Raw genomic sequence first — 10779 nt, 5'->3', positions numbered from 1 at the left:
AACAACCCCTACATAAAACTTAATCCGCCCAAGGCGTGATGTTTTTTTGAGCAATTTAATTTTTTATAGAAGAAATAGCCGTTTAGGCTTTAAAGAAAGAGGGATATGCACGTTTGTTGTGGATAATTTGGTTTAGGGAGTTATGTTTTTGACACAGCTGCATAAAGTATCTACAATGTAGATACACTACAATAAGGAGTATTCGATGAAATTGCAGAAATGGGGAAACAGCGCAGCGGTGCGCTTTCCCAAAGAAATTATCAGCCAGCTCGGTTTACAGATTGGTGATGAACTGCAAACCGAAGTAAAAGGACAAACAATTGTAATCAAGGCGGTTAAACGCCCACGGTATAAGCTGTCTGAATTGTTAGCAGAAATGCAAGACGGTGTCCCGCGCGTTAAAGGATGGGAAGAAATGCCTGATGTCGGCAAGGAGATCGCTGAATAATGTATATCCCGGAAAAAGGCGATATTATCCATCTACGATTCGACCCTGCATCAGGAAAAGAAATGCAGGGAGATCATTTTGCTTTGATATTATCTCCTAAAGCATTTAATAAGGCGACAGGGCTGGCTTTTGCCTGCCCCGTTTCGCAAGGGAAGGCAGAAGCCGCAAGAGGAATGCTTTCTACACTGCTTGGATCTGGAACTCATACTCAAGGAAATATTCACTGCCACCAGCTCAAATCTCTTGACTGGAAGGCACGAAAAGCGGCGTTGAAAGAAAAAGTCCCTGATTACGTGGTGCAAGATGTTTTATCCCGCATTGCGGCTATTTTAGAACTCGATTAGAAACCGCTCTAGCAACTATTTATGCCGTCTGAAAATGTCACAGACGGCATTATTTTAATGCTTTTGGATCAATATCTTGGTTATTTCCAAATCGTATTTTTCCACGCTGTTTTATAGGATTAGTCGGCTCTGAACTGGATTCAGTTTCAGATCGTACATAGGATTCTTTTGGGGTCAAATTACCCATTTCAGATATTGCAGGTCGCTTTTTGTTTTCAGGTATGGATTTTCCCAAACGCTCCGAAGCTTTACTGCGAATAAACCAGTTTAAAGTTTGCTGACTAACTGAAATACCTTTTTTCTCTTTCAAGAATTGCAGGATGATCTTTTCCGTAAATCCCATTTCTTTCATTTTAAAAATTTCATCAGCATAGGGCTGGAGCACGGATTTCTTGCTTTTCCCCGGGCGCAGATTATGTTCTCTGATGAAATCTTCCAAGTCACTCACAATACAAAATCCTACAAAACAAAATATCCTCTCCACGCGTACCTCTATCTTGCTTTCCAAACGAAAAACTTCCATCTAAGCCCCCCCTTTTTAAACTAGACGCAGAGATCACTTGCAGATATCAATAGGCCATCCGGCCTGATGATTTTTTGTGCAATTCTTTTTTTGTTTTGGAAATAGCCGTTTAGGCTTTAAAGCAAGAGGGATATGCACGTTTGTTGTGGATAAATTGGTTTGTCGAGGGATATGGGTATATAATGGTATTACTTTTTATAACCCAAAGGAGGTTTGGTCATGAAAACCCAATCCGTACCGGTAGCAGTAAAACTGACACCGGAAACAAAAGAACGGTTGAAGTCCGTGGCCGAACAGCAGGACCGTTCGATTCATTGGCTGATGAAAGAGGCGGTTAATCAGTTCCTTGACAGAGAGGAGCGCAAAGCGGCATTGAGAACGGCAGCAGATGAATCATGGCGGCATTATCAGGAAACAGGTTCGCATCTGACTCTTGAGGAAGTCAATAAGTGGATGGACGACATTACTGACGGTAAACCTGTGGAGCCGCTCAAATGCCGCAAGTAGTGTTGACAGAAAAAGCAACCGGTGATTTGAATAGGCTTTATGAATTTTTGGCTGATAAAAATCCTACGGCGGCGATCAATGCCATCCGCGCAATAAAGGCTGCTTTAAATGAACTGGCTGTTTTCCCAGCTCAGGGAAGGTATTTTGATGATGTGTACCGGGAGTGGCCCGTTCCGTTTGGAAGTCGGGGGTATTTGGTGCTTTACCGGTTTGAACATGATATGGTTGTGATTGTGTCTGTGAGGCATCAATTGGAAGAAAGGTACTCTTGATTAGGCAAACAAACCGGCCGTCTGAAAGGATTCAGACGGCTTTTTTACAACAGTTTTTCAGTGTCGATAGCAGCAGGGTTCCACTCGAATTTACGGGGCTGCCCCGGTTCCGGGCTATCTTCAGGCCGCTTTTTTTCTGAAGAGCCGAACAATTCTTCATCCGACGGCACTGCACCCCAATTGAATTTTCTAGGTTCGCCAATTTCATTCGGTTTCGTAGAAGGCGTATGCTTGGCCGGTTTCTCAATTACTGCCGGAGCAGTCTCAGCAGATGTCCGTTGAGCGGCGTGGGCAAATTCCATGTTGTCTTTCCGACTGCGGATGAACCAGTTTAAGGTTGTCATTCCGGCGGTTACGCCGTTCATTTTTAAAAAATCCAAAATCTGCTGCTGGGTATAGCCTTTGGATTTCAGTAGTAAAATGTCTTCACGGAAAGGTTCAAGTTTTGAAACCTTGCCTGCTTTTTGATGCATTTTGATAAATTCAGCTGCTGAAATTTTAGTCATGTTGCTTATCCGGTTCTTATCTAAAATTATCCATAAAAAATCTAATTTAGTTTAAAAAATACCAATTTAATCTATTTTTGTCAATATGCAATCTAATTATTATCGAAATAATATCCAAAAAGAAATCAAAAATTAAACTAATTTAAATCTATATATTATCTATATTTTTCTAAATATATCTAAATTTGTCGATGACAGACCAATGCTATCTATCCTAATCTAACGCAATATCCATACATTCCCGCGTACCTCACCCCTGCTAAAAACGCAAAATTTCCTAAATAAACGCATTTCAAACTAGAACGCAGGATAGGACGGAGCCGACAAAACGACCCCGCCCAAAAATTCCGCCTTCAGGCGGAAACGCCGCAAGCGGCTGTCCCATAAACAACCATCGGGGGCGGTAGCTGCCGTGTTGTCTCCTGATGTCTAAATTTCAAAGCGCCAAAAGTCCAGACCAAGACGAGTGTCTTTGCACGTCTTCCACCTTTTCCACCACGTCACAGAGGACGCACCGGACAAAGATGAAAGCCGCACAAAGCCAGTCTGGACTTTTGGCGCTTTGAAATTTTTAACGACATCACAACACGGCGGCTACCGCCCCCGATGGTTGTAATCGTTGTTAATTATTTCGCATGAAAGGAATGACCTATGGGACTGGACATGTACGGCTACACCATGTGTGCCGAGTTTGCGGGCGACCGACAAACCGATGTGATGCCAAAAACCGATGAAGAGCGCAAGCAAGCCCAATTAACTGACATAGCCTACTGGCGCAAATTCAATCATCTGCATGGTTGGATGGAAGAGCTTTACAGAGAAAAAGGCGGGCAAGAAGAAATATTTAACTGCCGAACGGTAAGGCTGGAGCTAGAGGACTTTGAACGGTTGGAACAGGCGTTAGAAAACGACGAATTGGAATATACACCGGGCTTTTTCTTCGGCGGCGAGGAGGTATACCCCGAAGATATAGAGGATACCAAGAAATTTATTGCAGCCGCCCGCGAAGCCATAGCGAACGGCTTGGCAGTCTTTTATGACAGTTGGTGGTAATCGTTAAACCATGTTTCAGACAGCCTGTTTAGGCTGTCTGAACAACACAACGGAGATTAAGCGATACGGAGATTAAGCGATATGGCCGACATCAATAAAGAGATTGTCAGACTGTTTCAGTCGTTTGGTACAGCCTATCGGGTTGCGGATTTATTCAGGGATTTTATTGAAGTAACCGCCATTGTATTGATGAACCAATATGCATTTGACGATAAGTGGGAGCAACGGGAAAACCGTTATCACGAAATCCGCACACAGTATGCAGAAAGTGATTTTAAGCGGTTTGCTGAAATATTGGGCTTATTGATTGTTGAAACCCATAGCCACAGAGAACAAGGCTTATTTGCCGATATTTTAGGCTGCTTATACATGGACTTGGGCTTAGGCAACCCAAACAGCGGGCAATATTTTACCCCTTACAACATCAGCAAACTGATGGCGGCCATTGTTAATCAGGATGTGGCCAAAAAGCTGAAAACCGAGCCATTTGTAAGCGTTTTAGAGCCTACCTGCGGCAGCGGGGCGAATGTGATTGCTTTTGCCGAAAACGTACGTTCACTTGGCTACACACCCGCTCAACATATGGCGGCAGTCGGGATAGATATTGATGCCTTGTGCGTTTGGATGTGTTTCATCCAATGCCAGCTTTACCGTATTCCCGCAAAAATCGTGCACAGTGACAGTTTGACTAACGAATTTTGGGCGGCTTGGCGTACTGCCGATTGGCTACTTGGCGGATTCGGTCAGGCAATGGCGGACAGAATATCCACCGACAAGAAAGAAGCCTCAGACAGTGAAGAAAGCCCGATTACGTTTATTCCACAACAGGCATTAACGCTTGAAGAACAGCTTGTTTTATTTTGACCGTTTAAAAAAGGAAATAGAAATGAAATATCGGTTTGAATACAGAAATGACGGCAGCCGCCTGATGGTGGCCGAATTGGATAGCGAGCTTGATTATATCGGCTGCACGGATGAAGAGTTGAACTGCTTGAGCGAATATTATCGGGACTTAACCGTAACTTTTGATATAGACCTTTATTGCCGTCTGCACCGAATGCTATTAGCGGCGGGCGAAAGCCGAAAAATGGTCAAAGTCTATATGGAAGCTTCGATACGGAATATTAGCGGTTCATTTGAATATGCGCTGATGGGATGCTGTTTGGAAATCTGTTTTTACGGTGCACTCGATATTGCCGCCCATTGGTTTTGGCGGAATACCAATATTGATTTTAATGTTGAGTTGGATTTTCCGCCTGATTTTTATGTAAACCCCGCAGCATGGTTTGAAAAAGAGATTGCAGCGAAAGGGATTCAAAACGTTGAATAGGTTATGGAGGCGGAACAATGCAAGTAAACAATGTTGACCACATTCTCACTCAAATATCAGAACTTCACCCGAAGCAAATGCGGGCAGTATTTATGACGATGTGGCGTGATATGGACGGTTTGAATGATGGTTTAACGGCGGACGACTGCATAGAAATTTTTGCTTCGGCCTTAAAAGGCAGTTCGGATTTTACTTACGACTTACTGGCGCAAACATGTGCGGATTACGAGGTCGGCACAATGACAGAAACATTTGCATTATTGCCCCGACCAACGTATGACAAGCTGTTTTCAGACTGCCTGAAAGGGGATATTCCTCTCAATACAAGGCTGGATACCGTAGCCTTAACTAATCTGCTGATGCTGGAAAATGTCGCCAATGTGGAAGCCAGCATTAGAAATAGTTGTATAAGAGCAACACATTTCATAGACTCTGATGGAAAATTTATTTATGATTCAGGGGTTGATGATGAAGAAAATCAATGGGAAATTGATGAATTTAGGGAAGCCTACCCTAAGACTTGGTGGACAATCGAGCAAATAATATTTAATTATTGATTTAACAGGCCGTCTGAAAAAGACGGTTTCAGACGGCCTGAATATGGCAAAGGGAAAGCCGGTTTGTCAAAATCCATCCCACAGCAGCCCCGTTCCCGGCTCCGTACCTCCGCCCGAAACGTCCCCACGCCCCCAAGCCGGACTTGACCATGCCGACCGCTCCGGCACCTGCGGCAACCTACGCAACCGGCAAGTCCAAGCCCGACTTGCCCCCTCCTGCGGGAGAATTATTGTTATTACTATTACTTCTTTGTTGAAACATATGCAGTGAAGAAAGCTGTCTCAAAAAGTTCCGACAGCTTTCAACGTTCGGGTTCGGCGGCGTCCAATGGCGGATGCCGCTCTTTAATTTGGGCTAACAAACGCCCATACAGATTAATCCGTGCCTGCATCTGTTCGGCAGGAGAAAGCCCGTTTATTACGGCTTCGCCCGCCCGTATTACTTGCTTTTTGGAAGGGGATAATAGATGGGCGTTCTTTTGGAAGTCCGCCCGAATATTCCCGAGTTCCCGCTCATTGCAGTGTAATTCATAATCGATAGCTGCGCCGGGCATCTGCCCGACATGGATACGGTCGTCAAACACCAAACCATCCCTGTTATATACCCTGAAATGATCGGCTTTGCCGGATACAAACACGGAATCGGCATTACTTGGCAGCAATTCCACCACCAAATCATGATGCGCTTTATCGGTATATCGGGGCATTTCCCCCAAAGCCTCCATCTGCCTGTAACGTTCGATGGTGCTTTGCCAGCTCACTTCGGCAGGGGTGGTTTGAATATAGACGGACGTTTCGTATCCGTGGGTGCGCATTTGGTCTAAGGTTCCCAGCGGCACTTCGGTTGTTCGGAAAGTACCCTCAACGCTAATGTTGTAGCGCTCTGCCAATGCTTTAGCTATAACCCGTTCCGTCATCATCCCTGAAAAAACGGCCGTATATTTGGGGGCATCCTTGCCATATCGAGCCTGTATTTCTTCAAAATCGGGATGGTAGCGGCGGAATTCGTCGCCATTGATAACCAATAGATTGCGGTTAAGCTCCGCCCTGATTGTCTGAACCAAGTTCGATTTACCCGCCCCGGGTTGTCCGCCCAATACAAAACCTTTGGGCAAAGAAGAAGGACGGACTTGTGTTTCAGACACCAAGCCGTCCCAAATCATTTCAAACGCAGCATCTTCTTGCTTCGTCATCTCTATGCAGCAGCCTCCAGCCGTGGCTTCGGCAATGCCGAATATTTCTGATACAGGGCATTGCATTCATCCGCTATCGCCTGAAAATCAATATTTTCGGGAACCGAATCGTAAAGAAAACTGCGTATCTCTACGATCCTTTGCTGATCTGCCGTCCGCTTTTCTGTACGCGGCGTTTTGCGGGCAATCAAAGCCTGAACCGACGCCACTCGTTCGATCAGTGCGTCTTTTTGCATCAAGGTACACATAGTCCGCCCTTTCATTAGTCGATACATACTTACATTCTACAATAAAATAGGGACTGAAGTAATTAACTCCTTAAATTCTGTTTCATTTCAAAATTTAGTTTTCAAACTCCAATCAGATATCTATACTTTAAACTTTCAGGCCATCTGATTATCAGATGGCCTGAACTATATAATCTTTAATCATTCATCACCAATAGTGGCTCTAAGTAAATCTGACCATTCTAATGGTGGGTTTCCTCTTTCCAACATTTTTTTGAAAATAGCGTAGGCATCTTTTTTACCGCCGTATGTTCGCTTTGTTTCTGAATCATTTACCCAAGTCAAGATAATGATCTTGCTACTTGAATCATATCGGAAAAATAGCCTGTATCTGCCCATAAATTTTGCCCGCCGCCAATGTTTGTATTCTTGGCCAAGCGTATTCCCAAGTCTGTATTCCGGGCTGTCCGGGTTACGGGCAATATTTTCGATTTCTTCCAAGATCCGATTTAACAATTTAGCTTCCGGGCATAAACCGGTTTTACCGGCTTTATTCCAAGTCTCTATCTTTTCGGCCAAATGTTCTAATTGGGATTTGAAACATTCATGTTCATAAATGGTATAACCACTTAACTGTAAATTGTCATCATCATTGGGCATGATAATCCTTTGCTATTATTTATCCTCCAGCCAATTTGCGATAACGGTCATAACGGGATTTGGAAGCAGGACTAATAGAGCTAGGATTGTTCAGCATTGAAGTTTCCAAGAAATGTAAGAAGTGCCCAACTACTGGGTCACGATCAAACTCATCCTGATCGGGGGTGTCCTTTTCAAGTAACACTTTTCCGCCTTCCAATACCAAAAACCGGATTTTATCCTGCTTACCCAAACCCAATGTTTTTCGCACCGGTTCAGGGATGGTTGTTTGGTTTTTACTGGTCAAAGTTGACACAGCGTTATAAATTGGTTTCATGTTCATTCGTGGTGCCCCTGGCCTTTTGATTTAATCACTTCTGCATAACTGCGACATTCTCGTCCTGCTGTATGCGCTTTCAATTGTGTGGCGTGGGTCGTCTCCGTAATTTGAAAAGCAGCTTTTAAATTCATATTCAAATTTAGCCGCCACCAATGGTAAGGAATTCTCCTTACCTTGTCAATATATTTTTATCGTCTAATTAAGAAGGGATATTTTATAACGTTTGCTTCCTAAGCCCCTCTTTAATTATTCACCATCGATAGTGTATCTGAGTAAATCTGACCATTCTGATGACGGGCTTCCACTACAGGAAACGATTTAACTGCCTTTTATTCACTATAAATGTATCAAATAAACCATGTATCAAGTGACATACGCAATACCTATAAATTATTGTATTGTAATAAAAATCTTTATTGAATTGCCCTTTAGTTTTTAAGAACAATTCCTATTGATATATCTGTCATATGATGATAACATTCAAAAACATACCAAACAAAACTATATTGGAGATTATTATGGCAACATACACAATACATAAACATGCAAAGTATGGCAAATATGTTAATTTCCTGGACTTTAAAACAAAAACAAATACAAATAGCCAAGCTATTGAAGAAGCGTTAAAAGCTGCTCATAAGGAGAACGCTGCTGTCTATCTAAAAGGTACGCTCAAAATAGATAAACAGATTGTCATTGATGCAAGCAAAAAAAATGTTACCGGTTTGTTTGGTGACGGCATGGGTAAAACTAAAATCGTTTTTGACAAACCCCAAAAAGGAATAATGAACCCAAATACCAATGACGATGACTTACGCAGCGAAGCAGGTATTTTAATTGATGGGCAAAATGGCAAAACCATTGCTGATCTATCCGTTCAATATACTGGGGAATTTTACAGGACAGGCCAAAGTTACTTTGGCAAAGTAAATGGAATCTTAGTTAATGATGCAGATAATACATTGATTAGTAAAGTAGAAGTGTATGGCGCAAATCGTGCAGGGGTATTATTTACATCAACCAGTGCAGTTGCTAGCGGAGCCAAAAATAATCTGATTACAGGTAAAATTACTGAAGATAAGTTACCTACGGGAGACAATAACAAGATTGTCGATAGCTACCTTCACCACAACAGAGTAGCGGGTGCTTTAGTCGCTTACCAAAAAAACTTTACAGCAGAAGGTAACAAGCTTGCTTGGAATGGCCATAAAAATGATGGTGGAACCGGTTACGGCATTGCCACTCAAGCGGGCAGTTACAACAACCGGATTACTTTCAGTAAAAATACAACTGATCATAACTATCGAAAAGGCATAGACTCACACGATGGAAACAATATTGTAATCAAAGACAATACATTAAATGGTGATAGGCTATATGGCATAGCTGTAGAAAACCGCCAATTCAGTACAGACAGGGTTGTTATTACCGGAAATAAAATCAATCAAGATCCTTCTTTCCGGTTGGGCATCGATGATGATATTAATCCGAAGATTCGGACTGATTATGCAGACTATAGGGGAATTAAATTGGAAAATAAAGCCCAACCATGGCAAGACTTTCACAATCCTTTAAAAGGAGATTTTACTATTAGCAACAATACCATAAACGGTATTCAAGATGGAACCGGTCTTACCCGGGCTATTGAAGTTCGCAACAACGAAAAAGAAGTCAGCTACAACTTAAAAATTTTAAATAACAATATTAAAGGCCATTCTGCTGATAATCTTATCAGCATATTTGGAAATTCAGACAACCCTAAAACGAATATAAAAGAAACAGGGGCAGGGTCAGGTGTTATCCAAATACGCGGAAACACTATGGAGATGGGAAAAATTTCCGATACGCCCATTTCTATCAAAGAAGAGAACACGAATGGACGCCTGCATGGAACAATCGGTATAGAACAAAATAAAATAGTTATACAACAATCGAACGGTTCACCCGAAGGTGCATCCATCACATCAAATGCGGAAAACATTCTTGTTCGCAACAATACTTTCGAATTACACGGAACTGTTGATAAGCCTGTTATTAATATTAATGGCTTAAGCTCCGGACAAAAAGGAGTATTTAATCTTTTATCCAATAAGTTTATTACAGATATGGCATCATCTTCGTTTAAAAGCGGTTATTGGATAAAAACTCAAAATGTTATAGATAAAATTGTAGGAAATACTCATAATGGAACAAATATTACCAATAAAATTTCACCCACAGCGAAAAAATTTGTTTTAAGCCAAGATGAAGACTTGCATCTATCCATCGCTGAACCAACCGCTCAAAAAGCAGGACGCAATAAATTCAAATTTTCAATGCCTATTAAAGAAAGTGATGATACGATTGAACAAAACAATATTTCGGAAAAAAATGAGGTCAATGACATTGGACAAACTGTTATACGTTCCGGCCAATCTGAAGCAGTAACTTTGTACCGCCCTGCTCTTATTGCTCTTGATAATAACAAATCATTGAAATCTTTCTCTATAAAAAGTTTAGACGATCAAACAAAAGAAAGTCATTTGTTAACTTTAAAAAATCTTTTGTCATCTCCAAAAATTTTGAATATAGAGGACAGTAATATCGGAATTAAAGAATTATCAAATTTAAATAAATTGGCCTTTGAATATAGTGTTACGGGAATAACAAAATTGAGAGAAGATAGCTTAATAAAAGATGAATCATCCAACATAATTTAACATAAATTAACTCATTAATTTTTTCTACATAGCAAACAGGCAATATTAAAAATATTGCCTGTTTTATCCTCTTAATGTAAAAATGTGCAGACTACATGCCAAAACAGCAATAGAATCTTTCGTTTGACTGCCAGGTGTGTT

16 protein-coding genes are annotated in these 10779 nt (G+C 41.7%); 10 read left to right on the top strand and 6 right to left on the bottom strand.

The window, feature by feature from the left end; translation table 11 throughout:
- Positions 1-205 precede the first annotated feature (205 nt).
- Together HMPREF9370_RS02195 and HMPREF9370_RS02190 are read left to right on the top strand one after the other, a co-directional pair.
- Entirely contained in the window at positions 206-448 is a 243-nt protein-coding gene (locus HMPREF9370_RS02195; protein WP_009115648.1) for an AbrB/MazE/SpoVT family DNA-binding domain-containing protein, read from the top strand.
- Entirely contained in the window at positions 448-792 is a 345-nt protein-coding gene (locus HMPREF9370_RS02190) for a type II toxin-antitoxin system PemK/MazF family toxin (RefSeq protein ID WP_009115647.1), read from the top strand. Before HMPREF9370_RS02195 ends, HMPREF9370_RS02190 begins: the two co-directional genes overlap by 1 nt.
- 49 nt (positions 793-841) lie before the next feature.
- Here HMPREF9370_RS02190 and HMPREF9370_RS11570 read toward each other — a convergent pair whose 3' ends face one another.
- Positions 842-1315, bottom strand: a complete 474-nt coding sequence (locus HMPREF9370_RS11570; protein WP_009115646.1) for a hypothetical protein — start codon at positions 1313-1315, stop codon at positions 842-844.
- 219 nt (positions 1316-1534) lie between these two features.
- Here HMPREF9370_RS11570 and HMPREF9370_RS02180 point away from each other — a divergent pair, with 219 nt between their 5' ends.
- A complete protein-coding gene (locus HMPREF9370_RS02180; RefSeq protein WP_009115645.1) occupies positions 1535-1822 on the top strand; it encodes a CopG family ribbon-helix-helix protein in 288 nt (95 codons plus the stop codon).
- Positions 1810-2094 (top strand): type II toxin-antitoxin system RelE/ParE family toxin, encoded by a 285-nt coding sequence (locus tag HMPREF9370_RS02175; RefSeq protein ID WP_009115644.1) that lies wholly within the window; start codon positions 1810-1812, stop codon positions 2092-2094. Before HMPREF9370_RS02180 ends, HMPREF9370_RS02175 begins: the two co-directional genes overlap by 13 nt.
- A 44-nt stretch (positions 2095-2138) precedes the next feature.
- Here the strand turns inward: HMPREF9370_RS02175 and HMPREF9370_RS02170 are convergent, their stop codons facing one another.
- On the bottom strand, positions 2139-2600 hold the full coding sequence (locus HMPREF9370_RS02170) for a hypothetical protein (protein ID WP_009115643.1): 462 nt from the start codon (positions 2598-2600) through the stop codon (positions 2139-2141).
- A gap of 651 nt (positions 2601-3251) precedes the next feature.
- On the opposite strand from HMPREF9370_RS02170, the gene HMPREF9370_RS02165 reads away from it, so the two are divergent.
- The 5 genes from HMPREF9370_RS02165 to HMPREF9370_RS11955 all read left to right on the top strand — a co-directional run bounded on the left by HMPREF9370_RS02165 (position 3252) and on the right by HMPREF9370_RS11955 (position 5811).
- On the top strand, positions 3252-3653 hold the full coding sequence (locus HMPREF9370_RS02165) for a hypothetical protein (protein WP_009115642.1): 402 nt from the start codon (positions 3252-3254) through the stop codon (positions 3651-3653).
- 81 nt (positions 3654-3734) lie between these two features.
- Positions 3735-4517: an N-6 DNA methylase gene (locus HMPREF9370_RS02160; protein WP_009115641.1), complete on the top strand. Its 783-nt coding sequence runs from the start codon at positions 3735-3737 to the stop codon at positions 4515-4517.
- Between the two features lie 22 nt (positions 4518-4539).
- Positions 4540-4983: a hypothetical protein gene (locus HMPREF9370_RS02155; protein WP_050795371.1), complete on the top strand. Its 444-nt coding sequence runs from the start codon at positions 4540-4542 to the stop codon at positions 4981-4983.
- 17 nt (positions 4984-5000) lie between these two features.
- Positions 5001-5540 (top strand): hypothetical protein, encoded by a 540-nt coding sequence (locus HMPREF9370_RS02150; protein WP_009115639.1) that lies wholly within the window; start codon positions 5001-5003, stop codon positions 5538-5540.
- Between the two features lie 43 nt (positions 5541-5583).
- Positions 5584-5811: a hypothetical protein gene (locus HMPREF9370_RS11955; protein WP_156792960.1), complete on the top strand. Its 228-nt coding sequence runs from the start codon at positions 5584-5586 to the stop codon at positions 5809-5811.
- Positions 5812-5842: 31 nt separating this feature from the next.
- Here HMPREF9370_RS11955 and HMPREF9370_RS02145 read toward each other — a convergent pair whose 3' ends face one another.
- From HMPREF9370_RS02145 to HMPREF9370_RS02130, 4 genes are all read right to left on the bottom strand, one after another.
- Entirely contained in the window at positions 5843-6733 is an 891-nt protein-coding gene (locus tag HMPREF9370_RS02145; RefSeq protein ID WP_009115638.1) for a zeta toxin family protein, read from the bottom strand.
- Positions 6734-6735: 2 nt separating this feature from the next.
- Positions 6736-6969, bottom strand: coding sequence for a hypothetical protein (locus HMPREF9370_RS02140; RefSeq protein ID WP_040667352.1), 234 nt, complete (start codon positions 6967-6969; stop codon positions 6736-6738).
- A gap of 192 nt (positions 6970-7161) precedes the next feature.
- Positions 7162-7620 carry a type II toxin-antitoxin system YhaV family toxin gene (locus HMPREF9370_RS02135; RefSeq protein WP_009115636.1) on the bottom strand — a complete coding sequence of 153 codons (459 nt, stop codon included), beginning with the start codon at positions 7618-7620 and terminating at the stop codon, positions 7162-7164.
- 19 nt (positions 7621-7639) lie between these two features.
- A complete protein-coding gene (locus HMPREF9370_RS02130) occupies positions 7640-7936 on the bottom strand; it encodes a type II toxin-antitoxin system PrlF family antitoxin (RefSeq protein ID WP_040666796.1) in 297 nt (98 codons plus the stop codon).
- A 521-nt stretch (positions 7937-8457) separates the two neighbouring features.
- Here HMPREF9370_RS02130 and HMPREF9370_RS02125 point away from each other — a divergent pair.
- Positions 8458-10638, top strand: coding sequence for a right-handed parallel beta-helix repeat-containing protein (locus HMPREF9370_RS02125; RefSeq protein ID WP_169311359.1), 2181 nt, complete (start codon positions 8458-8460; stop codon positions 10636-10638).
- Positions 10639-10779: the final 141 nt, after the last annotated feature.

The organism is Neisseria wadsworthii 9715 (assembly GCF_000227765.1).
GTDB lineage: Bacteria > Pseudomonadota > Gammaproteobacteria > Burkholderiales > Neisseriaceae > Neisseria > Neisseria wadsworthii.
The sequence above is the reverse complement of the archived record's forward strand: the minus strand, read 5'-3'. Positions and strand labels throughout refer to the sequence as shown.